The organism is Actinokineospora sp. UV203, from assembly GCF_056323665.1.
Window position 1 is genome coordinate 5937095 of the sequence record NZ_CM150484.1, and the last position, 22766, is coordinate 5959860.

Below are 22766 nucleotides of genomic sequence, written 5' to 3' on the forward strand. Positions count from 1 at the left end.
CCGCTCGTGTCTCGCCCCAGTCAGCGCCAGCCCGTCGCCCCCGGTCTCCTTGTCGTCGACAAGGCACCCGGGATGACCTCGCACGACGTCGTCGCCCGTGTCCGCCGCATCATCGGCACCCGCAAGGTCGGCCACGCCGGAACCCTCGACCCGATGGCGACCGGCGTCCTGGTGCTGGGGGTCGAGCGGGCCACCAAGCTGCTGGGCCACCTCGCCCTCGACCGCAAGACCTACCTGGCCACCATCCGCCTCGGCGCCGCCACCACCACCGACGACGCCGAAGGCGAATTCCTCGGCGAACCCGTCCCGGCGGCCTTGGCGGCGGTCACCGACGAGGCCATCGCGGCGGGCATCGCCGCGCTGACCGGCGCGATCGAGCAGGTGCCCAGCTCGGTGAGCGCGGTCAAGATCGACGGCAAGCGCGCCTACGCCCGGGTCCGCGCGGGTGAGGACGTCCAGATCCCGGCCCGCCCGGTCACGGTGTTCCGCTTCGACCTGCTCGGCACCCAGCGCGGTGAGAACGGGATCGACCTGGACGTGATGGTCGACTGCTCCTCCGGCACCTATGTGCGTGCCCTGGCCCGAGACCTGGGCACCGCCCTCGGCGTCGGCGGCCACCTGGCCGCGCTGCGCCGCACCCGCGTCGGCCCGTTCGACCTGCGCCTGGCGCGCACGCTGGAGCAGCTGGAAACCGACCCGGCCCTGTCCCTGGACATGGAGGGCGCCGTCGCCGCGGCTTTCCCACGGCGCGACCTGGGCAAGGCCGAGACCACCGCCCTGGCCCACGGCCGCAAGCTCCCCGCCGCCGGCATCGAAGGCACCTACGGCATCTTCGACCCAGCAGGCAAGGCCATCGCCCTCGGCACCGACGAAGGCACCACCTCCCGCGCCCTGGTCGTCCTCAACGTCCCCTAGTCCGCGAGTCGCCCCTCCAGGCAAACGAGTCGCCCCTTCCGGCCACTGAGTCGCCCCTTCCGGCAACTGAGTTCGACATTCGCGCATCCGCGGCGGTCCCGGTGGCTACCGCGGCGGTCCCGGTGGGGCGGCCCTGGTGCCGGTGCTCCGGCCGGTGGTGGCGGCGGTTTCCACAGGTGGTGCTGGTCCTGGTGCGGCAGCCAGTACCGCGGGTGCTGCCCAACGCGGCGGAGATCTGCGCTGCGGACTCGCGCGTGATCTCTTTCCTCCAGCGATGATCTTGAGACCACCTGTGCTGGTCGGCCCAGGATTTCTGCGAACTGGCTTCGGGTCCCTGCAGCGTTCGCCGGTGGCGATCGGTCACCGGCCTGAATGTCGAACTCGCTTGCCGGAAGGGGCGACTCGTTTGCCTGGAGGGGCGACTCGCGGGTGGGGGACTCGCGATTGTGTGGGGTGGGGCGGGACACGGTGGCGCGGTTATCAAGAGCCACTAGGGTGGAACTGTGCAGCGATGGCGCGGACTTGAGGATCTTCCGAGCGGGTGGGGTCGCTGTGTGGCGACCATCGGCGTGTTCGACGGGGTGCACCGGGGGCATCAGGAGCTGATCAGCCGGGCGGTCGAGATCGCCCATGACCGGGGTCTGCCCTGCGTCCTGGTGACCTTCGACCCGCATCCGTCCGAAGTGGTCCGGCCCGGCAGCCACCCGGCTCAGCTCACCACGTTGCGGCGCAAGGCCGAGTTGGTCGAGAGCCTCGGCGTGGACGCCCTGTGTGTCCTGCCCTTCACCCCAGAGCTGTCCAAGGTCACCGCCGAGGAGTTCGTGCACGAGGTGCTCGTCGAGCGCCTCCACATCGCCGCCGTGGTCGTGGGGGAGAACTTCACCTTCGGCAACCGCGCGCTGGGCAACGTCGAGTTGCTGACCAAGCTCGGCCACCGCTTCGGGTTCTCCACCGAGGGCGCCAAGCTGGTCACCGCCGACTCCAGTGGCGAGATCACCTTCTCCTCCACCTACATCCGCGCCTGCATCGACGCCGGTGACGTCCGGGCCGCGCAGGCCGCGCTGGGACGTCCGCACCGGCTCGAAGGCATCGTCGTGCGCGGCGACGGCCGGGGCCACGAACTCGGCTTCCCCACGGCCAACCTCTCCACCCCACGCTTCGCCGCCGTGCCCGCCGACGGTGTCTACGCGTGCCAGTTCACCCTGCTCAACAGCGCCAACCGCGGCCCGCTGACCGCCGCGGTGTCCGTCGGCACCAACCCGACCTTCTCCGGCCGCGAGCGCCGGGTCGAGGCGTTCGTGCTCGACGTCGACGAGGACTTCTACGGGCAGCGGGTCGCGATCGACTTCGTCGAGCGGCTGCGCGCCATGGAGAAGTACCCCACGTCGGCGGCCCTGGTCGAGCAGATGCACCTCGACGTCGCCCGCACCCGCGAGCTCCTTGACACCGAGTAACCGATTCGCCCACGAGCGTCGTATGAGCCTGGCAAGATAACCGCGGGCAGACGTCAAGAGAGAGGCGAACGTGGAGGACCACAAGATCGTCCAGCGCAACATCGCGCTGCAGCGGGAGTGGTATGGGGAGCCTCTTGGCGACCGCGTCCGCAGACTCGTGGTCGCCTTCGACGTCTCCCAGGCCAGCCTCGCCGACGTGCTGGGCATCAGCGCCCCGATGCTGAGCCAGGTCATGAGCGGCCGCCGCGCCAAGATCGGCAACCCGGCCGTCCTCGCCCGGCTGATCATGCTCGAACGCAAGATCCTCACCCCCGACGTCGCCTCCGGCCGCCGCGAGGCACTGCAGCGCGCGCTGGACGACGTCCGCTCCTCCAAGCCCGCCGTGACCAGGGACAACCTGCCCGTCGACGTCGGCCGCAGCGCGATCATGGCGCTGCGCAGGCTCATCCCGTCCGACCATCTCACCGAGGCCGCCGCGGCGCTCGACGGCCGGTTCCCCGAGCTCGCCGAGCTGCTCCGGCACGCCGGAAAGCGAATATGACCAGGCTTTTCACCGCGTTCCCCCTGCCCGACCCGGTCGCCGACCATCTGGCCGACCACCTGCCGAAACTTCCGGCGGGCGTGAAATCGCTCGGCCGCGACACCTGGCACATCACCGTCGTCTTCCACGGCGAAGACGACCTCGAAGCCCGTGTCGCCGCCCTTGAAGAAATCGACATGACACTGCCCGCGCCGCGCCTTAGGCTGCGCGGGTCGGGAACGTTCCCCGGAGTCGGCTGGATCGGAGTCCAGGCCGACGGCGCCCTCCCCGCGCTCGTCGCGGCGGCCGGTCGCAGCCCCGAGGACTACATCCCGCACGTGACTATCGCCCGGTGGCCCAAAGACCAGCAGGTCCAGCTGGGCCTCGACGACTACACCGGCCCCGAGTGGACCCCGAGTGAACTCGTCCTCTTCACGAGCGAGCGCGGGCCGGTCTACACGCCGATCGGCCAGGTCAGGCTGCTCCACGCGGAGCAACCGAGGCCTACCTGCTAACCTTGGTGATTGGGTCCGGCTGCAGTCCGTGGCGGCCGGTACCGACTCACCCGAGTGAGAATTCCCAGCTCGGGCCGCACGGGACATCGAACAAGGAGTTGACGAGTGGCTCTGTCCACCGACCAGAAGAAGACGATCCTCACCGAGTACGGCGTGCACGACTCGGACACCGGATCACCCGAGGCCCAGATCGCGCTGCTCACCAAGCGCATCAAGGACCTCACCGAACACCTCAAGATGCACAAGCACGACCACCACTCGCGTCGTGGTCTGCTGCTGCTCGTCGGCCGTCGCCGTCGGCTGCTCAACTACCTGACGAAGGTGGACATCGAGCGCTACCGGTCGCTGATCCAGCGACTCGGCCTGCGCCGATAGCTTGACCTTGGGGGGAGTGGCCATCCGGCCACTCCCCCCACCCAAAACTCAACAAAGACGCAGAACACAACAGAGCCAGCACGCCGCGCACCACGGGACCAAGTTCGCCGGTCCTCGGTAGTGGTTCCCGGGTACAGCCGACCGACACAGGGAGTGTCGTGTGGCCCCGAGGACTTCGATCGAAGACCGGCCTCGTCCGAACCGCGCCCGTGCTCGGGTTGCGCGCTGGCTCGCATACGAGGAGTACCGAATACATGACTGAAAACACCGTGCACGAGTCGACAGCCGTCATCGATAACGGCAAGTACGGCTCGCGCACCATCCGATTCGAGACGGGCCGCCTGGCCCGACAGGCCGCGGGCAGTGTCGTGGCCTACCTCGACGAGGAGACCATGCTGCTGTCGGCGACGACCGCGTCGAAGCACCCGAAGGAGCACTTCGACTTCTTCCCGCTGACCGTGGACGTCGAAGAGCGCATGTACGCCGTGGGTCGCATCCCCGGCGCGTTCTTCCGCCGTGAGGGCCGTCCGTCCACGGACGCCGTCCTCACCTGCCGGCTCATCGACCGCCCGCTGCGCCCGTCGTTCGTCGACGGTCTCCGCAACGAGATCCAGGTCGTCATCACCGTCCAGTCGCTCAACCCGCAGGACCTCTACGACGTCGTGGCGATCAACGCCGCGTCGGCGTCCACCCAGCTCGCCGGGCTGCCCTTCTCGGGCCCCATCGGCGCTGTCCGGGTCGCGCTCGTCGGGGACCAGTGGATCGCGTTCCCGACCTACGAGCAGCTCAAGACCGCTGTCTTCGACATGGTCGTCGCCGGTCGCGTGGTCAACGATGACGTCGCGATCATGATGGTCGAGGCCGAGGCCACCGACAACGTGATCGACCTGATCGCCGAGGGCGCCACCGCGCCGACCGAAGAGGTCGTCGCCCAGGGCCTCGAGGCCGCCAAGCCGTTCATCAAGGTCCTGTGCGACGCGCAGGCCGAGCTCGCCGCCAACGCCGCCAAGGCGACCGGTGAGTTCCCGACCTACCCGGCCTACCAGCCCGACGCCTACGACGCCGTCGCGGCGGCCGTCAGCGACGAGCTCGCGCAGGCGTTGACCATCGGCGCCAAGCAGGAGCGCGAGCTCCGCATCGACGAGGTCAAGGCCCTGTGCCTGGAGAAGGTCGGCGCCGTCACCGGCGGTGCCTTCGAGGGTCGCGAGAAGGAGATCGGCGCGGCGTTCCGCTCGCTGAACAAGAAGCTGGTCCGCCAGCGCATCCTGCGCGACAAGGTCCGCATCGACGGCCGCGGCCTGACCGACATCCGCGGCCTGTCCGCCGAGGTCGCGCTCATCCCGCGCGCCCACGGCTCGGCGCTGTTCGAGCGCGGCGAGACCCAGATCCTGGGTGTCACCACGCTGAACATGCTGCGCTTGGAGCAGCAGATCGACTCGCTGTCCCCCGAGACGCACAAGCGCTACATGCACCACTACAACTTCCCGCCGTTCTCCACCGGTGAGACCGGTCGCGTCGGTTCGCCGAAGCGCCGCGAGATCGGCCACGGCGCGCTGGCCGAGCGGGCGCTCATGCCCGTTCTCCCCAAGCGCGACGAGTTCCCCTACGCGATCCGCCAGGTCTCCGAGGCCCTGAGCTCCAACGGCTCGACCTCGATGGGCTCGGTCTGCGCGTCCACCCTGTCGCTGCTCAACGCCGGTGTGCCGCTCAAGGCTCCGGTCTCGGGTATCGCGATGGGCCTGGTGTCCGACGAGGTCGACGGCAAGACGGAGTACGTCGCGCTGACCGACATCCTCGGCGCCGAGGACGCCTTCGGTGACATGGACTTCAAGGTCGCCGGCACCAAGGAGTTCGTCACCGCGCTGCAGCTCGACACCAAGCTCGACGGCATCCCGTCCGACGTGCTGGCCAAGGCGCTCGACCAGGCCAAGGACGCCCGGTACACGATCCTGGAGGTCATGGCCGAGGCCATCGACGGCCCGGACGAGATGTCGCCGTACAGCCCGCGGGTCACCAGCGTGAAGATCCCGGTCGACAAGATCGGCGAGGTCATCGGCCCGAAGGGCAAGATGATCAACTCGATCACCGAGCAGACCGGCGCCGACATCTCCATCGAGGATGACGGCACGATCTACGTCGGTGCCGCGGACGGCCCGTCCGCCGAGGCGGCGATCGGCATGATCAACGCCATCGCGAACCCGCAGATGCCGAAGGTGGGCGAGCGGTTCCTGGGCACGGTGGTCAAGACCGCCGCGTTCGGCGCCTTCGTGTCCCTGCTCCCGGGCAAGGACGGCTTGGTCCACATCTCCAAGCTGGGCAACGGCAAGCGCATCAACAAGGTCGAGGACGTCGTCTCGGTGGGCGACAAGCTCCGCGTCGAGATCGCCGACATCGACCAGCGCGGCAAGATCAGCCTGATCGTCGTGGGTGAGGACGCCGCTGAGGCCGCTCCCGCCACCGACGCTCCGGCCGAGGCTGCCGAGGCGGCTCCCGCCCAGTGAGTAAAGGCTCCACGGCGGCCGCGAGTGCTCTCCTGAGCACTCGCGGCCGTTCCGCAAAGGTCCAAGGCCACCTGCAGAAGCCCGGCAGCACGGTCACCCTGGAGAACACCCCCGACGCCGAGGTCAAGCGCACGCTGCTGCCCGGCGGCCTGCGGGTGATCACCGAGCGGGTGCCCGGTCTGCGCAGCGCGTCGGTCGGCATCTGGGTGCAGGTCGGCTCGCGCGACGAGCCGAACGCTGTCGCCGGTGCCGCGCACTACCTGGAACACCTGCTGTTCAAGGGAACCGCGAAGCGCACGGCCGCGCAGATCGCCGAGGAGATCGACGCCGTCGGCGGCGAGCTCAACGCGTTCACCGCGAAAGAGCACACCTGCTACTACGCGCACGTCCTCGACGAGGACCTGCCGCTGGCCATGGACCTGGTGTCCGACGTCGTCTTCGACGCGTTGTGCACCGAGGCGGACGTGGAGACCGAACGGGGCGTCGTCCTCGAAGAGATCGCCATGCGCGATGACGACCCGGAAGACCTGCTGCACGACGCGTTCTGCAGCGCCCTGCTCGCCGACCACCCGCTGGGGCGGCCGGTGCTGGGCTCCGAGGAGTCGATCACGGGGATGACCCGCACGGCGCTCAACGGGTTCTACCGGCGTCGCTACACGATGCCGAAGATGGTGCTCGCGGTCGCGGGCAACGTCACCCACACCCAGGTGCTTTCCTTGGTGCGCAAGGCTTTGCGCGAGCGGCTGACCGGCGACAAGTCGCCGGTCGCCCCGCGCGCGGGCCGCGCCCGCATCGGCAACTCGTCGAGGCTGGTGCTGCACACCGACGACACCGAGCAGGTCCACATGATGCTCGGCGTGCGCGCGATCGACCGCCACGACGATCGCCGATTCACCCTCAGCGTGCTCAACGCGGCGCTCGGTGGCGGCATGAGTTCGCGGCTGTTCCAGGAAGTCCGGGAGCGGCGCGGGCTGGCATACCAGGTGTACTCGTCGGTGGCGTCCTACGCCGACACCGGCCACCTGTCCGTCTACACGGGATGCCAGCCCGAGCGGCTCGGCGAGGTCGCCAACGTCATCCGCGACGTGCTCGGCCAGGTCGCCAAGGACGGGTTCACCGACGAGGAAGTCGCCCGCGGCAAGGGGCAGCTCCGCGGCGGGATGGTCCTGGGCCTGGAAGACACCAGCTCCCGCATGTCCCGCATCGGCAAGGGCGAGTTGGCGTACGCGGATTACCTGTCGGTCGAGCAGACCTTGGACCGCATCGCGGCGGTCACCGCCGAGGACGTGGCGAAGCTCGCCCGCGAACTGCTGACCCGGCCGCTCGCCGCGGCTGTCGTCGGCCCATACGATCACGCCGACGACGTTCCGGTCGAGTTGCACGAGTTGACTTCCTCCCCCGCCTGAAGGCCGGGGATTCCAACAGCGACTACCCCACGAGGAGGCGGCCGTCGTGTTGAGGTTCACGGTTCGCAGGCTCATCCAACGGTGGGCCTCCCCGTGCAGTCACGGCATGCCCTGCCGCGCGTCGAATGTTCAGTGCCGCGTTCACGTCCGCGTTGGCGGCGAAGCCGCAGGATCGGCACCGGAAGGCGGCTTGGCTCTCGCGCGCCTCCCGATCCACGACCCCACATGCCGAGCAACGCTGACTGGTGAACCGCGGGTCGACCTTCACTATCCGGCCCGGGGCCTTCTGCTCCAGCCGGGTTATAAGCAGTCCCCACCCGTTGGCGAGGATGCCACGGTTAAGGCCGGCCTTTTGCCGCACACCCCGGCCTGGTGCCTCGACCGTGCCCTTCGCCGACCGGGTCATGTTGGCGATCTTGAGGTCTTCGACCGCGATCACGTCGAACTCCCGGGCCAGGCGGGTGCTGGTCTTCTCCACCCAGTCCTTGCGCCGGTCGGTTTCGCGGGCCTTGAGCCTCGCGATCGCCGCCTTGACCTTGCCGCGCCGGTTGGAGCCGCGTTGGGCACGGGCGAGCTTGCGCTGCAACCGCAGCAACCGCGCCTTCTGGCTGTCGCGCAGGGTGGGCGCGTTCAGCAGTTCCCCGGTGGACAGGGCCGCCGACACCACCACACCGCGATCCACACCCACCATGTCGCCGGTGCCGGGTGCCGGAATGGGTTTGGGCACCAAGGCGAACGCCACGTGCCAGCGGCCAGCATGGTCGCGGGTGACCCGGTAGGACTTCACACCGTCGGCGACCGCTCGCGACCAGCGGAACCTCACCCAGCCGACCTTGGGCACCTTCACTTCGCCCACCTTGCGGGAAACCCGGCGCACATCGGCTGGTTTGACCGCCACGATTCGAAACCCTTCGCCCCGCCCGCGGCTGCGCCAGGTCGGTCGACGGTGGGTTCGGCCGAAGAAGGTCGCCATCGCCTGGCCGAAATCCTTCAACGCTTGCTGCTGCACGACGACCGACCCAGCGGCCAACCACGGGTTCGCCGCCCGCGCGTCGGTCAACTGACGGCACTGCTCGGCATATCCTGGCGCGGCCTTGCGACCCGGCCGCCAGTGGGCGTGCTGCTCGACCGCGAGGTTCCACACGAACCGGGCATGGGCGGAATGCTCCAACAACACCCGCTCCTGGGCGGGGGTCGGCTGGAGACGGAACCGGGACATGCCGATCAACCTAGCGACCGCCACCGACAAAACCAGGAGACAGAGTTGACACCCGACAGGCCAGGACACCCACGGGCCTTGGCGGCCCTCCCACTCCCGATTCCTCACCGGCGTGAACGCCGGAGCATCCTCGGGAGGTCCCGGTGACGAAGTCCGTCAGGTCGGAAGACAACCCCATCCGCGTGGGTGTTCTTGGCGCGCGTGGGCGGATGGGCGCCGAGGTGTGCCGGGCCGTGGAAGCGGCCGGTGACATGGAAGTCGTCGCCATGGTCGACACCGGCGACTGGATGTTCGACATCGCCGACGCGGGCGCCGAGGTCGTCGTCGACTTCACCCACCCCGACGTGGTGATGGACAACCTGCGGTTCTGCATCGACCAGGACATTCGCAGCGTCATCGGCACCAGCGGCTTCGGCGACGAGAAGATCGCCACGGTCAAGCAGTGGCTGGAGCCCAAGCCCGAACTCGGCGTGCTCATCGCCCCGAACTTCGCCCTCGGCGCCGTGCTGTCCATGCGCTTCGCTCAGCAGGCCGCGAAGTACTACGACACCGTCGAGATCATCGAACTGCACCACAACCGCAAGGCCGACGCCCCTTCCGGCACCGCCGCGCACACCGCGCGCCTGGTCGCGCGGGCCCGTGAGGCGGCGGGCATGAAGCCCATCCCGGACGCCACCACGTCCGACCCGGACGGCGCCCGCGGCGCCATGGTCGACGACATCCGGGTCCACTCGGTGCGCCTGGGCGGCCTTGTCGCCCACCAGGAAGTCCTCTTCGGCGGCGAAGGCGAGACGCTGACCATCAGGCACGACTCGCTCGATCGCAAGTCCTTCATGCCGGGCGTGCTGCACGGTGTGCGGGCCATCCTCGACCACTCGGGTCTCGTCGTGGGCCTCGAGAACCTGCTCGACATCTAGCCGTGTCCGCGCGCACGGTTTCGCTGATCCTGACCGCCGTCCTGGTCCTGTACTTCGTGCTACTCGGCGGCCGGGCAGTGGCCCTGTTCCGTGACGGCTCACCCGTGGCCGTGGCGTTCGGCGTCGGCGTCCTGCTCCTGCCGATCGTCGGCGCCTGGGTGGCGTGGTCGACCATCCGGTTCGGCATGCGCACATCCGAGCTGGGCAAGCGTTTGCAGGCCGAGGACGGCCTCCCGGACACCTCAGACCTCCCACGCATGCCCTCAGGCCGCGTCGACCGCGCCGCCGCCGACGCCTGGTTCGAGGAACGCCGCGCGGAGGTCGAAGCCTCCCCGGAGGACTGGCGCTGCTGGTACCGCCTGGCGGTCGCCTACGACGTCGCGGGCGACCGAGGACGAGCCCGGGAAACCATGCGCAAAGCCCTCGAACTGGCGCCCTGAGCGGGGTCGCTCAGGTGGCACTGACAGGGTCAGGCTCAGCGCGCGAACGGCCGGGATACTGAGTCCATGAGCACCGAACTGGGCGACTTCCTCCGCACCCGCCGGGCCCGGCTGACTCCGGCCGACGTGGGTTTGACGTCGTTCGGCGCGCGGCGCGTGCCTGGGCTGCGGCGGGAGGAGCTGGCGCAGCTGGCCGGGGTCAGCATCACCTACTACACCCGCCTTGAGCAGGGGCAGAGCCAGAACGCCTCCGACGATGTGCTCGACGCCATCGCCCGCGCGCTGCGGCTCGACGACGACGAGACCGCGCACCTGCGTGATGTCGCACGCCCCACCCGGCGCAAGCGGCGCGCGGCGCGGCCGGAAGCGGCCCGGTCGGGCGTCGTGCAGCTGATCGCGGGGATGGAGGGTGTCGCGGCCGTCGTGATGGATCGGCGCAGTGATGTCCTGGCCTGGAATCCGCTGGGGCACGAATTGCTGGCAAGCCACTACGCCGTCGAGAGTCCCACTTCGGTGGACACCCGGCCGAACCTGACCCGCATGCTCTTCCTCGATCCGCACACGCGCGAGTTGTTCCCGCAGTGGGAAGAGGAGACCAAACGCTCGGTCGCGTCGTTGCGCTTGGTGGCGGGCCGCCATCCCGATGATCGACACCTGGCCGAGCTGATCGGTGAGCTGTCCATGAAGAGCACCCGGTTCTCCGCGCTGTGGTCGCGGCATCCGGTGCTCAACTGCACGTCCGGCACCAAGGTCTTCGCCCACCCGACCGTCGGGCGGATGGACCTTCAGTTCGAGGTCTTCCAACTGCCGGACGACTCGGCGCACCGAGTGCTGATGTACAGCGCCGCGCCGGGGAGCGGGCCGGAGGCGGCGCTGCGGCTGTTGGGGCGGGCCGGCTCGCACGCCCAGATCTGACTGGCACTGTCAGGGGTAGGCACGGCAGAGGGCTGGTTGCTGTAAAGCCACTCGGTGATGCTGGTTTCCAATCGCTGAAAGGAAACCAGCATGTCCATTGTGGACAAAACATCCGGGCTCATGACCTCGCGTCAACGGCTGACGCTCATTCTCCTGCTCACCGCGAGCTTCACCCTCGCCGTCGACTTCTCGATCCTCAACGTCGCCCTGCCGGTGATCGGCGCGGACGTCGGGTTCTCCCTGGAACACCTGCAGTGGATCGCGACCGCCTTCGCCCTGTGCGCAGCGGGGTTCACCCTGTTGTTCGGCCGGGTGGCCGACCTGTTCGGCAGGCGGCGGCTTTTCCTGGCAGGCATGGCTTTGCTCGGCGTGGCCTCCTTGGTCGGCGGGCTCGCCACCACCCCCGCACTGCTGCTCACCGCCCGCGTCGCCCAGGGGCTGGCGACCGCGGCCGTCACCCCGGCCGCCCTGTCGCTGCTCACCACGTCCTTCCCGGAAGGGGCGTTGCGGGACAAGGCACTCGGGCTCAACGGCGCGTTGATGGCGGCTGGGTTCACCACCGGCGCGATCCTCGGCGGCCTGCTGACCGACCTGCTGAACTGGCGGTGGGCGTTCTTCATCAACGTCCCGGTGGCGGCGTTCGTCCTGATCGCCGCGCCGGCGGTGTTGGCGGAGAGCAAGCCCGAGCGGCGGGCCCGGCTCGACGTGCCGGGTGCGGTCACGGTGACACTGGGTTTGCTGGCGATCGTGTTCGGTCTGACCACCGCCGGCGAGCGCTCGTGGGGCGACCCGCTCGCCTTCGGCGCGTTGGCCGTCGGTGTGGTGCTGCTCGGCCTGTTCTGGCTGGTGGAGCGGCGCGTGGCGGAGCCGCTGGTGCCGGTGGCCATCCTGCGTCGCGGCACCGTCGCGTGGGGAAACCTGGCGGGCCTGCTCGCCTTCGTCACCGAGACATCGCTGGTGTTCCTGCTGACCCTGTACCTGCAGAAAGTCCTCGGCTACACACCACTCGCGACCGGCCTGTCCTTCGCCGTGCTCGGCATCGGGACCGTGGTGGGCGGTGTGATCGCGCCGAAGGTGATCGCCCGGATCGGGACCAAGCGGGCGATCGTGATCGCCTTCGGCGTGCAGGCCGCGGCGACCCTGCCGCTCGCCTTCCTCGGGACCACGTCGGCGTGGGTCCTGCCGCTGCTGGCGCTGACCTTCGCGGGCGGCGTCGCCAACCTGGTGGCGATCGTCGGGTTCATGGTGACCGCCACCTCCGGCCTGCCGGACGGCGAACAGGGCCTCGCGACCGGCCTGGCCACGATGAGCCAACAGGTCGGCATCACCATGGGAATCCCGATCATGAGCGCGATCGTGACCGCCCGCGCCCACAGCGGCGACAGCCCCGCGGCGGTGCTGGACGGCGTGAGCACGGCGATCTTCGTCAACGCGGGTCTGTGTGTGCTGACCGGACTGCTGGTGGCGGTCTTCCTCCGCGACCGGCGCGGTCAGCTCATGTAACCGTGCTCGACGATCCGCTGAGCCGACTGGGCGTACATCTCGGGGTCGGTGGGCGTCAGCGTGGCGAGGCCGTCGACGTAGCGGTTATACATGCAGAAGGCCGCCGCGATCAGCACCGTGTCGTGGATCTCGACGTCGGTCGCGCCTTCGGCCCGCGCCGACTCGACAAGGTCGGTCGTGACCTTGCGGCCCGTCTCCTGCACCGCACCGGCGATCCGCAGCAGAGTGCGCAGCTTCGCCGAGACCGGCGCCTCATCGAGGTTCGCCCGAACCTGATCGACGAGCGCCATCCCCTCGTCGAGCTGGGCGGCGGCGAACGCCGAGTGCGAGTTGCAACAGAAGTTGCACTCGTTGAGCCCCGAGACGTACGCCGCGATCAGCTCGCGTTCGCCCGCGGTCAGCGAGTGCGGTCCACGCAACAGGACTTCGGCCAACTCCATGAGCGGCTTCCCTGTCTCGGGCCGGAACCGCATGGGCCCAGTGATGCCAGGGAACTGGGACTCGTCGATGCCAAGGTCGATGTGTGCCATGGTGATCACGCTAGGGACCGCGGATCGGCTTGGGCAGTGAACGATTCATGTCTCGCGAGTGAGAACGCTTTAGAGGTCGGCGATGAGCAGGCGGTAGCCGGCGTCGAGGGTGTCCAGGGCGAGCAGGTCGGCGTGGTTGTCGTGCCAGCGGCCGGTGGCGAGATCGTCGGCCAGGCGGGCGAGGCCGGGTTGGAGTGCGGGCTCGCCGGTCTGGGCCAGCATGGACATCCCGGCCCGCACCACCGGGTCGAGGTACGCCTCGGGCCTGCGCCAGTAGGCGGCGCCGAAGCCGTCGGTGCAGTCGTGGGGGACGGGGACCGTTTCGACGCGGGCGCCGCCGAGCATGCTGACCATCCGGTCGATCGGCACCGCACGCGCGTCGTCCAGCGGGATCGCCTCGGGCAGGTACTCGTCGAGCAGCCAGAACGCGCGGGTGACGGTTTGGTCCCAGGTGAGGATGACCACCCGCTCGCGGGCGATCCGGCGCAGCTCCGCGAGGCCGGCAGCCAGGTCGGTCCAGTGGTGCACGGTCAGCAACGCCATCGCCGCGTCCGCCGAGTCGTCGGCGAGCGGGATGGACTCCGCGCACGCTTGCAGCGCGGGAGCCGAACCCGCCGGCCGCTGGGCGATCATCACCGAACTGGGCTCGACCGCGAGAACCGTCTGCGGCGGCTCGTACGACCCGGTGCCCGCGCCGACATTGATCACGGTGGCAGCGTCGCCCAAGGCTTTGTGGATCTGCGCGGCGATGCGGGGGTCGGGCTTGCGCGTGGTGGCGTAGGTGGCACCGATGGTGTCGTAGGTCGTCACGAGCGAAGTATGTCTTGCGCGCGATGCATGCACGGCGCGTTGGTGATTCTTTCCGGTGGTACCAGCGGTTTCAGGGAGTTTTCGCGGGGTGGCGCCGCTAGCGTGCTCGTATGGATGCGACGGTGCGGAGCCGCGAACTGGGCGACGAGTTGAGGCGGGTGCGCCAGATCCGGGGGCTCAAGGCCACCGAGTTGGCGCACGCGATCGGCTGGTCGGAGTCGAAGATCTCGCGGGTGGAGTCGGGGAAGACCTGTTGCAGTGAGGTCGAAGCGGCGATCTACCTCGCCTATTGCCGGGTGACACCCCGGGAACTCGACCGGATCATCGCGTTGTGCGGCGGGGAGGACGAACACGGCTCCTTCCTCCGCCACCACGGCGAACGCCTTCCTGATCAACTCCGAACCCTTGTCCTGCACGAAACCACCGCCGCAGCGGTGTTCGAACTCGAACTCAACCGTCTGCCAGGACTGCTTCAGACCGAGGATTACGCCCGGGCGATGATGCGCGAGTCGGGCCTGATCCCGGAGCCCGGGATCGAGACGCGAGTGCAGGCACGGATGGATCGGCAGATCCTGATGCGGCGGAGGAATCCACCGGAATTCACCTTCTACATTCACGAGCACGCGCTTCGGCTACCGGTCGGCGGTCCGCCTGTGATGCACGAGCAGATGCTCCACCTGCTGTTCATAACCTCTCAGCCGTTCTGCCAGGTCCGGGTGATCCCGGCCAGAATCGGCGCGCATGCCGGAATGGGTGGCCCGTTTCGCCTGATGCAGTTCACCGAACATCAGCCCGTCGTTTGTGTGGAAACCCAGAATCGCAGTCTGTTCCTGGAGAGTCCGGTGGACATAGCCACCTACTGGCTGATTCTCGGCGGACTCGCCGCAGTCGCGCTCCATGCGGAAGAATCACGGTCGATGCTTGCGAGCCTCGCAAGTGAGTACGACCGACCGGGAGCGGGCAGCGATGGGGACGGCGTGGCGTAAGAGCAGCTTCAGTGGAGACAACGGCAACTGTGTCGAGGTGAGGTGGCGCAAGAGTTCCTTCAGCGGCAACAACGGGGACTGTGTCGAGGTCGACTTCGCCGAGACGGTGGCGGTTCGGGATTCCAAGAACCCGAACCTCGGCAGGCTCGCCTTCACCCAGTCCGCGTGGGCGGCGTTCCTACAGGAACCAGCCGGCGAACATCGCCGGTGACGCCGCCAACGCGCTGAACCGCACGAACCGGCCGACCAGCCCCACCGACACAAACGTGTGCAACGGCATTCGCACCAGCCCGGCGAGCACCGTCATCGCCATGTACGGCGGCAGCCCCACGACCGAGCTCACCCCGTAGGTGCCGAACATCCAGTGCGGGTGCCGCTCGCACCGCTCCTTGATGCCCTCGACCCACCCACGCACCCGTTTAGTGCGCAGCTGCCAGCGCAAACGGGTGGGTGTCATCGGCTTGGGTTCGCGGTGCAGGAACGCGGGCAGGTGGATCGACCCACGTCCGGCGTAGTAGTAGACAAGCTTCCCCGCCACCTGCGCCACGGCCACGACCGCGCCGAGCGCCACCCACGAGATCCCCGGCCGCTGCGTCATCAACGCCAGGACAAACACCTCAACACTGATAAAAGGGACAAGCGCCGACCCAAACGCGACGCCAAACGTCACGCAGAGCCAAGGCAGCACCAAGGAATGTCCCCCACTCGATAACGAGGCCGTCGTCGACGGTACCTCAACCGGGTGACTGCTAGGCCAGCTTCAGGTCCAGCGACCCGGACATCCGCAGCTCCCGCAAGGGCTGTCCGCCCGCGTCAAGCGTGCGCACGACCCCGTCCGGCGCCCACCCGGCCCGCGTGAAGAAACTCACCTGCGACTGATTCGCCTCCGGCACCCAGCAAATCCCGCGCGTCAACCCAGTGGCCCGCACTGCCCCCGCCGCCGCGACCAGCAGCCGGCCCCCGTGTCCCCGTCGACCCCAGCGCGGCTCGACCAGCAGCGTCCCGATCAACGCGACCGTCGCGGCGTCCTCCGGCGGCAGGTCGTTGGCCGTGGCCGACTCCGACTCCGGCGAAGCCCCGGCGCTGCAGAACCCGACAATCCAGTCCCCCTCGATGGCGACGAAGACCATCGCGGGCCCCTGCTCAATCGTCTGCCGCCACTGAACCGCCGCGTCGGCGGGGTCGAGCGCGGCCAGAACCTTGGCCGGGAGGATGCCCGAATACCCGGCCTGCCAGGTGAGCACCTGGATCCGGGCGATCTCGTCGACATCGGCGGGTACGGCGGGACGAACCGTGGCTTCAGCCATGGCGGCAACCTAGTGGCTCGCCTTTCTGCGCCCAGCCCCGGCCTCGCCGTTCCGCCCGGGCCCAACCACCCATCACCGCTGCCGCCACCGCCGCCGCCACCGCCACCGCCACCGCCGTTGGTGCCCACCCCCACGCCACCCAACCGGCACCCCACGCGCCCCCGCCGGTCCAATGCCATGACCGAAACCCGCAAGAGTCGCTGACCGTCCACCGGCAGACTCCAGGCGGAATGTCCGACCGCCCGAGCGTGTTGCCGCAAAGGTCGGGTCAACAAAAATAACCGGCATACAAATGTCGGTGGTTCGTGCGAGGGTGAGGCCATGTCGTCCAAGTCCTGGTTCGCGTGGGCCGCCCTCGGTGTCGTGTACGTGGTGTGGGGGTCCACCTACCTCGCCATCCGCTTCACCGTCGAGTCCATGCCCGCCCTCCTCTCCGCCGGCGCCCGCTTCCTCGTCGCCGGCCTGGTCCTCGGTGTCCTCGTCGTGCTGTTCGCGGGGGTCAAGGCGCTGCGGATGACCAAGGCCCAGTTCGGGTCGGCGGTCCTCATCGGGCTTCTGCTGCCCGCGTGGGGCAACGGCCTGGTCGTCCTCGCCGAGAAGCACGTGGCCTCCGGTCTCGCCGCGCTGCTCGTGGCCTCTGTGCCCATCTACGTCGTGATCTTGCGTCGGATCTGGGGCGACCGACCCTCCCGGACCACGCTGATCGGCGTCGCGGTCGGGCTGGTGGGACTCGCCGTCCTGGTGTTCGGCGGTCCGGTCGAAGGCGCCCACGGCGCGGCCTGGTTCGGGCCGTGGCTGGTGCTGCTGGCCGCGCTCGGCTGGGCGATCGGGACCGTGCTGACCACCAAGCTCCCGCTGCCCTCCAACCCGTTCGCGCTCTCCGCCGTGGAGATGGTGGCGGGCGGCGTCGCGCTCGCGGTCACCGGCGCGGCGATGGGGGAGCGGTTCGACATCGCCGAGATCACCACCGGCTCGTGGGCCGCGTGGATCTACCTCGTCCTCGCCGGCTCGCTGCTCGCGTTCAGCTCCTACGTCTACGTTCTCGGCCGCCTGCCGGTGTCCACCGTGGCCACCTACGCCTACGTCAACCCGGTGATCGCCGTCCTGCTCGGCTTCCTCTTCGCCGGTGAGCGCTTCGGGCTCGCGCAGCTCGGCGGCGGCCTGATCGTTCTGGTCGCGGTCGTCCTGGTGGTCCGCGCCGAGCGGCCCGCACCGGAAGTGTCGGTGCCTGCCGGCAGTATCCCGAAACCGTGCGAGGTACAACGGTGAGTGAGACGATCACGGCTTCGGCCGCGCGACGAACAGCCCTGGCGGCGCAGGGTTTCGCCGACGCGCGGCCCACGGGCGTGCCAACCCGTCGGCATCTCGCCAAGGTGCTCTCCCGTGTTCAACTCCTGCAGCTCGACTCGGTCAACGTCGCGGTTCGCGCGCACTACATGCCGGTCTTCTCCCGACTCGGCGCTTACGACCCGGAGCTGGTCGACGACGCCGCCTGGACGCACAGCCAGCGCAAACCCCGCCTCCTGGTCGAGTACTGGGCGCATGAGGCGAGCCTGATCCCGGTCGCCGACTGGCCGCTGCTGCGGTGGCGCATGCGCCGCTACGAACACCGCTACATCCACCACCTCGAACGCATGACAGCCAAGGCGCCCGGCCTGATCGACGACGTCCTCGCCGCGGTCAAGGAATTGGGCCCGGTCGGCGCGGGCACGCTGGAGACGGCGCTCGGCGGCACGACGGTCCCGAAGGTCAAGGGCGGCTGGTGGAACCGCTCCGACGTCAAACACGCCTGCGAGTGGCTCTTCGCCGTCGGCGAGCTGACCACCGGCACCCGGCGCGGTTTCCAACGCCTCTACGACCTGCCCGAGCGGGTGCTGCCGCCCGAGGTGCTGGGCGCCGCCGCTGTGTCCGATGAGGAAGCGGCCCGGCAGCTGATGCTGCGCGCCGCCGTCGCCCACGGCATCGGCACCGAGAAAGACCTGCGCGACTACTACCGCCTGCAGCCCGCCCGCTCCCATCAGGCCGTCGCCGAACTGGTGGAAGCGGGCCTGATGGAGGCCGTGACGGTCCAGGGCTGGCGCCACCAGGCCTACCGGCACGTCGACGCCCGCACACCGCGCAAGGTCACCGGGCGCGCGCTGCTGTGCCCGTTCGACCCGCTGATCTGGGAACGCGACCGCACCGAGCGGATATTCGGCTTCCGCTACCGCATCGAGATCTACGTGCCCGAACCCAAGCGCGTGCACGGGTACTACGTCTTCCCGTTCCTGCTCGACGGCGAACTCGTCGGCCGCGTCGACCTCAAGGCCGACCGCGCCAACGGGGCGTTACTCGTGCAGGGCGCGTTCGCCGAACCGGGTGTCGACACCGCTCGGGTGGCCGGGGAACTCATGGCCGAACTGCGCACGATGGCCGCCTGGCTCGAACTCGACGAGGTCCGGGTGGGCGTGAAGGGCGACTTGATCGCCGCGCTTCGTACTGGCTAGTAGCCTATTACTCCGAGTCCGGCTAATGTCACTTTCCTAGTAGGTGACGAGGTGGTACGGCTGATTGCGCCAGCCGTGCGGCAAGATCGGACCTCCGTCGGGGCGAACGGACGAATCAGGACGTCGGTGCACCGAGTGCTGGGCAGGTGATGAGTGAGCGTGTCGATCGCGGTCGCCGCACGATTCAGCGGAGATCGACTTCCGGTTGAGGTCACAAGCTACGTAGGACGCGGAAACGAGACCCGCGAAGTCAAACGGCTGCTGGGAATCGCGCCCCTGGTGACCCTGACCGGGCCGGGCGGGGTCGGTAAAACCCGGCTCGCGATGCGCGTGGCCACGTCCACCCGGGCTTCCTTCGACGACGTGGTATTCGTCGGCCTCGCCGACCTGCACGACCCGAAACTGCTGGTCAACACCGTCGCCGACCGGCTCGGACTCGGCGACCGCTCGACCAGGGCGCCGATCGACCTCGTCGTCGACTACCTGCGCGCCCGCAGGCTGCTGCTCGTGCTCGACAACTGCGAGCACCTGATCGAGGCGAGCGCCCACTTCGCCCAGGCCATTCTGACCTCGTGCCCGGACGTGGTGATCCTCGCGACGAGCCGCCAGTCGCTCGGGGTCTCGGGCGAACACGTGATGCCGGTGCCGCCGCTGGCCGTGCCGGACCTCGGTGAGTCCGCCGCCGCGGTGCACCAGTACAACGCGGTGCGCCTGTTCATCGACCGCGCGACAGCGGTCGTGCCGTCGTTCACCATCACCGACGACGACGTCGACGCCGTGATCCAGCTGTGCCGCTCGCTCGACGGCCTGCCGCTGGCCTTCGAACTCGCCGCGGTCCGGCTGCGTTCGCTGTCGGTGCGCCAGCTCGCCGACCGGCTCAGCAAGCGGTTCACCCTGCTGACTCGCACGAACCGGTCCGCGCCGAGCAGGCACGAGACGCTCGAGGCGCTGATCGACTGGAGCCACCAGCTGTGCACCGAGGAGGAGCGGCTGCTCTGGGCGCGCGCGGCGGTCTTCCCCGGCGGCTTCGACCTCGACGCCGCCGAAGCCGTGTGCTGCGGCGACGACCTGACCTGCGATGACATGCTGGACATGCTCGACAGCCTGATCGACAAGTCGATCCTGCTGCGCGAGGAACACGACGGGCAGGTCCGGTTCCGGATGCTGGAGACGGTGCGCCAGTACGGCGAAGACCGGCTCCGCGCCGACGGCGACCTCAGCGCGCTGCGCCGCAGGCACCGCGACTGGTGCCGGGAGGTCACCCGGAACTTCGGCGCGAAGTGGGTCGGTCCGGGGCAGCTCGCGCTGGTCCACGAGCTCGACCGGGAACACGCCAACCTGCGCCAGGCGCTCGACTTCTGCCTCAGCGATCCCGCCGAGGCGGTCATCGGGCTGCGGATGGTCACCGAGATCAGGGATTACTGGCTCATCCGCGGCCTCACCGAGGGCCGGATCTGGGCGGGCAGGCTGCTGGCCGTCGCCGAGCCCGACACCCCGGAGTGGGCGGGCGCAGCCTGGGTCGAGGCGTTCCTCGCGCTCGTCCAGGGCGACATGGACGCCTACGCGGCGCGGCTGGCCGAGGCGTCCGAGATCGCCGAGCGGATCGGCGACGACAGTGCCCGCGCGTACGTCGACCACGTGAACGGCTACGCCGCGCTGATGGCGAACGAAGGGGAGAAGTCGGCCGGGCTGTTCCGCAAGGCGTCGAACGCTTTCGTCGCGCACGGTGATCTCAGCGGTGAGCTGTGGTCGACCTTCAACCACGGCCTCGCGGTGAGCCTCGCCGGTGATCTGGAGACCGGCCGCACCGTCATGCGGGCCTGCGCCGACCGGTGCGCTTCCCTTGGGGAGGCGGCATTCCAGTGCTGGGCGCTGTGGTCGCTCAGCGCCGCGGAGTATCTGCACGGGGAGTACGAGCAGTCGCTTGAGGCGGGCCTGGAGGTGCTGCGGCTGCAGCGCGAGGTGGGCCACCGGGTGATCCTCGCGTTCAGCCTCAACGTGTTGGCCGGGTGCGCCACCCACCGCGGCGAGTACCGCCGCGCGGCGCGACTGCTCGGCGCGTCGGTCACGGTGTTCCACGAGGTCGGCGCGTCACCGACGAACTACGGCGCCTTCGGCGAACCGATGCGCCGGGACATGGAGCTGGTGACCAGCGCACTGGGCCTGGAGGTGGCGGGCGCGGAGTTCATGGTCGGCGCGAAACTCCCCACCGACACCGCTGTTTCCTACGCTCTGGGCGAGGACATCACCCGCGCCGCCCCGGAGTCCGACGAGCCGCGGCTGACCAAGCGCGAACGCGAAGTCGCCGAACTGGTCGCGAAAGGCATGACCAACAAGGAGATCGCCAAGGCCCTGGTCATCTCCCTGCGCACCGCCGAGACCCACATCGACCACATCCGCACCAAACTCGGCTTCACCAACCGCGCCCAAATCGCCGCCTGGATGTCGCGAGTTCAACGTTCAGAACAATGAGTTCAACATTCAGAACCCGCGAGTCGCCCCTCCCAGCAAACGAGTCGCCCCTTCCGGCAAGCCAGTTCGACATTCGCGGCAGCGAACGACGAACTCAGTTGCCGGAAGGGGCGACTCGTTTGCATGAGGGGGCGACTCGCGGGGTTTAGCAGGCCTCTTCGACGGTGTCTTCGTCGGGTTGGTGGGAGGCGGTGCGGAGGAGTTCGGCGCGGACGGCCAGTTCGAGTTCGAAGCGGGCCCGCGGGTCGCTGAGCTGGTCGCTGAACAGCTCCTCGATCTTGTGCAAGCGGTAGCGCACGGTCTGCGGGTGCACACCTAGCCGGTCGGCCACCTCACCGGCGCGGCCACGCAGCGCGAGCCACTCGTGCAGGGTCACCAGCATCCGCTCCCGCTGCCGGGGCGTCAGGTCGTTGAGCGGCGCGAGGCGCCGGTTGACCAGCTGCTCGATCAGGAAGTCGTCGGAGAACAGGGCCAGCGCCAGACCGTTCTCGGCGCAGTCGACGACCGGCCCGTCGGTGATCAGCCCACGCTCGGACAGCTCGATCGCCTTGCGCGCCACCCGAAGCGACGACCGGATCGCCGTGATCGGGACCGGCGGGCCGACGGCGATCCGCCAGCCGGGGAACGACTTGGCCAGCGCGGCCTGGTCGACGTCGTCGGCCGCGATCACCAGACACGGCCGGGCGCCGTCGAGGTCGGCGAGGATCTCCGTGCCCAGCGGGCCCTGCCCGGGGACACTCGGTCCCTCGGGGGAGCGCAGCGCCACCGCGACGATCGCCTCGGGCACCCGCCACCGCGCCGCGTGCGCCTCATCGGTGATCACGTTGACGTCGGTGGTGCGCTCATCGAGGAGGAGCCGCAGCAGCCGGGCGCGGCGGTCGGCCATGGTGTCGGTGGAGGTGGCGCGGGCGGTCTCGTAGCCCTCGACGGACACCGCGCGCAGCCGGTCGACCTGCCGTGCCACGGCACCCGTCAGCACGGTGATCGCCTGCGCTGACACCGAGTTCGCCAGGCCGTAGGCGCGCATCTGCTCGGAGATGACCCGCTCGCCCGCCTGGTACGCCTTGGGCAGCGCGTCCGCCGGGCAGCCCGCGCCGTAGATCATGGCGCCGATGCCGCGGAACATCTCCGTCCAGTCGTCCGACGTCGACCGCGGCGCGAGCACGGTGTCGATGCCGCGCAGGATCACCGCCTGGATCGCCGACGGCAGCAGCCCGCCGATCGGCCCCGCCAACGGCGTCGCCAGATCGGGCACGGCCCGCCGGACCTCGGCGATGATCGCCATGGCCACCTGGCCCGCGTGCGCCCGGAACCCGGCGACCGCCTCCCGCTGCACCGAAGGCGACCACCGTGGCTGCACATCCCGTCGGACTGTCGACCCTTGCGCCGGGGTGTCGCTGACCAACCCGTGTTGAAGTCCCATGTGCCTCTCCAGCCTGCATCGTTGCCCGCGTGATCACGATGCCGTCCGGTGACGCGTACTACATCGTCAGAA

Annotated in this window: 22 protein-coding genes; 16 read left to right on the forward strand and 6 right to left on the reverse strand. The window is 69.3% G+C overall.

The annotated features are described in order from the left end of the window. Positions 1-6 precede the first annotated feature (6 nt). From truB to ACUZ2Y_RS28540, 7 genes are all read left to right on the forward strand, one after another. Positions 7-915 carry a tRNA pseudouridine(55) synthase TruB gene (gene truB / locus ACUZ2Y_RS28510; protein ID WP_476324662.1) on the forward strand — a complete coding sequence of 303 codons (909 nt, stop codon included), beginning with the start codon at positions 7-9 and terminating at the stop codon, positions 913-915. A gap of 503 nt (positions 916-1418) precedes the next feature. Beyond that, complete coding sequence (locus ACUZ2Y_RS28515) at positions 1419-2369, forward strand: bifunctional riboflavin kinase/FAD synthetase (protein WP_476324664.1); 951 nt, start codon at positions 1419-1421, stop codon at positions 2367-2369. A 70-nt stretch (positions 2370-2439) separates the two neighbouring features. Further along, on the forward strand, positions 2440-2910 hold the full coding sequence (locus ACUZ2Y_RS28520; RefSeq protein ID WP_476324666.1) for an XRE family transcriptional regulator: 471 nt from the start codon (positions 2440-2442) through the stop codon (positions 2908-2910). Continuing rightward, positions 2907-3404 (forward strand): 2'-5' RNA ligase family protein, encoded by a 498-nt coding sequence (locus tag ACUZ2Y_RS28525; RefSeq protein ID WP_476324668.1) that lies wholly within the window; start codon positions 2907-2909, stop codon positions 3402-3404. The genes ACUZ2Y_RS28520 and ACUZ2Y_RS28525 overlap by 4 nt, the downstream gene beginning before the upstream one ends. Positions 3405-3509: 105 nt before the next feature. Next, on the forward strand, positions 3510-3779 hold the full coding sequence (gene rpsO, locus ACUZ2Y_RS28530) for a 30S ribosomal protein S15 (RefSeq protein ID WP_091371089.1): 270 nt from the start codon (positions 3510-3512) through the stop codon (positions 3777-3779). Positions 3780-4033: 254 nt separating this feature from the next. After that, positions 4034-6280 carry a polyribonucleotide nucleotidyltransferase gene (locus ACUZ2Y_RS28535; RefSeq protein WP_476324670.1) on the forward strand — a complete coding sequence of 749 codons (2247 nt, stop codon included), beginning with the start codon at positions 4034-4036 and terminating at the stop codon, positions 6278-6280. A gap of 32 nt (positions 6281-6312) precedes the next feature. Beyond that, the gene (locus ACUZ2Y_RS28540; protein ID WP_476332118.1) at positions 6313-7686 is read left to right on the forward strand and encodes a M16 family metallopeptidase; all 1374 of its coding nucleotides are present in this window, start codon (positions 6313-6315) and stop codon (positions 7684-7686) included. 22 nt (positions 7687-7708) lie between these two features. Here ACUZ2Y_RS28540 and ACUZ2Y_RS28545 read toward each other — a convergent pair whose 3' ends face one another. Then, a complete protein-coding gene (locus ACUZ2Y_RS28545) occupies positions 7709-8905 on the reverse strand; it encodes an RNA-guided endonuclease InsQ/TnpB family protein (RefSeq protein ID WP_476324672.1) in 1197 nt (398 codons plus the stop codon). A 143-nt stretch (positions 8906-9048) separates the two neighbouring features. Between ACUZ2Y_RS28545 and dapB the strand changes: the two genes are divergently transcribed. The 4 genes from dapB to ACUZ2Y_RS28565 all read left to right on the forward strand — a co-directional run bounded on the left by dapB (position 9049) and on the right by ACUZ2Y_RS28565 (position 12680). Then, the gene (gene dapB / locus ACUZ2Y_RS28550) at positions 9049-9822 is read left to right on the forward strand and encodes a 4-hydroxy-tetrahydrodipicolinate reductase (protein ID WP_476324674.1); all 774 of its coding nucleotides are present in this window, start codon (positions 9049-9051) and stop codon (positions 9820-9822) included. 2 nt (positions 9823-9824) lie between these two features. Next, the gene (locus ACUZ2Y_RS28555) at positions 9825-10262 is read left to right on the forward strand and encodes a hypothetical protein (RefSeq protein WP_476324676.1); all 438 of its coding nucleotides are present in this window, start codon (positions 9825-9827) and stop codon (positions 10260-10262) included. Between the two features lie 66 nt (positions 10263-10328). Further along, positions 10329-11177 carry a helix-turn-helix transcriptional regulator gene (locus ACUZ2Y_RS28560; protein ID WP_476324678.1) on the forward strand — a complete coding sequence of 283 codons (849 nt, stop codon included), beginning with the start codon at positions 10329-10331 and terminating at the stop codon, positions 11175-11177. Positions 11178-11267: 90 nt separating this feature from the next. Further along, entirely contained in the window at positions 11268-12680 is a 1413-nt protein-coding gene (locus tag ACUZ2Y_RS28565; protein ID WP_476324679.1) for an MFS transporter, read from the forward strand. Here ACUZ2Y_RS28565 and ACUZ2Y_RS28570 read toward each other — a convergent pair. Together ACUZ2Y_RS28570 and ACUZ2Y_RS28575 are read right to left on the reverse strand one after the other, a co-directional pair. Beyond that, on the reverse strand, positions 12668-13210 hold the full coding sequence (locus tag ACUZ2Y_RS28570; RefSeq protein WP_476324681.1) for a carboxymuconolactone decarboxylase family protein: 543 nt from the start codon (positions 13208-13210) through the stop codon (positions 12668-12670). The genes ACUZ2Y_RS28565 and ACUZ2Y_RS28570 overlap by 13 nt on opposite strands. Before the next feature lie 69 nt (positions 13211-13279). Continuing rightward, on the reverse strand, positions 13280-14020 hold the full coding sequence (locus ACUZ2Y_RS28575; RefSeq protein ID WP_476324683.1) for a class I SAM-dependent methyltransferase: 741 nt from the start codon (positions 14018-14020) through the stop codon (positions 13280-13282). Between the two features lie 110 nt (positions 14021-14130). On the opposite strand from ACUZ2Y_RS28575, the gene ACUZ2Y_RS28580 reads away from it, so the two are divergent. Beyond that, positions 14131-15006: a helix-turn-helix domain-containing protein gene (locus tag ACUZ2Y_RS28580; RefSeq protein WP_476324685.1), complete on the forward strand. Its 876-nt coding sequence runs from the start codon at positions 14131-14133 to the stop codon at positions 15004-15006. 37 nt (positions 15007-15043) lie between these two features. Further along, positions 15044-15217: a DUF397 domain-containing protein gene (locus ACUZ2Y_RS28585; RefSeq protein WP_476332120.1), complete on the forward strand. Its 174-nt coding sequence runs from the start codon at positions 15044-15046 to the stop codon at positions 15215-15217. Here the strand turns inward: ACUZ2Y_RS28585 and ACUZ2Y_RS28590 are convergent. Further along, entirely contained in the window at positions 15185-15694 is a 510-nt protein-coding gene (locus tag ACUZ2Y_RS28590; RefSeq protein WP_476332122.1) for a hypothetical protein, read from the reverse strand. The genes ACUZ2Y_RS28585 and ACUZ2Y_RS28590 overlap by 33 nt on opposite strands. Before the next feature lie 61 nt (positions 15695-15755). Continuing rightward, a complete protein-coding gene (locus ACUZ2Y_RS28595) occupies positions 15756-16313 on the reverse strand; it encodes an N-acetyltransferase family protein (protein ID WP_476324687.1) in 558 nt (185 codons plus the stop codon). A gap of 321 nt (positions 16314-16634) precedes the next feature. Here ACUZ2Y_RS28595 and ACUZ2Y_RS28600 point away from each other — a divergent pair, with 321 nt between their 5' ends. The 3 genes from ACUZ2Y_RS28600 (at position 16635) to ACUZ2Y_RS28610 (ending at position 21271) form a co-directional block, all read left to right on the forward strand. After that, a complete protein-coding gene (locus ACUZ2Y_RS28600) occupies positions 16635-17582 on the forward strand; it encodes an EamA family transporter (RefSeq protein ID WP_476324689.1) in 948 nt (315 codons plus the stop codon). After that, positions 17579-18799 (forward strand): winged helix-turn-helix domain-containing protein, encoded by a 1221-nt coding sequence (locus tag ACUZ2Y_RS28605; RefSeq protein ID WP_476324691.1) that lies wholly within the window; start codon positions 17579-17581, stop codon positions 18797-18799. The genes ACUZ2Y_RS28600 and ACUZ2Y_RS28605 overlap by 4 nt, the downstream gene beginning before the upstream one ends. Before the next feature lie 153 nt (positions 18800-18952). Further along, a complete protein-coding gene (locus tag ACUZ2Y_RS28610) occupies positions 18953-21271 on the forward strand; it encodes an ATP-binding protein (protein WP_476324693.1) in 2319 nt (772 codons plus the stop codon). 145 nt (positions 21272-21416) lie between these two features. Here ACUZ2Y_RS28610 and ACUZ2Y_RS28615 read toward each other — a convergent pair whose 3' ends face one another. Then, positions 21417-22607, reverse strand: a complete 1191-nt coding sequence (locus ACUZ2Y_RS28615) for a PucR family transcriptional regulator (protein WP_476324695.1) — start codon at positions 22605-22607, stop codon at positions 21417-21419. Positions 22608-22766 lie beyond the last annotated feature (159 nt).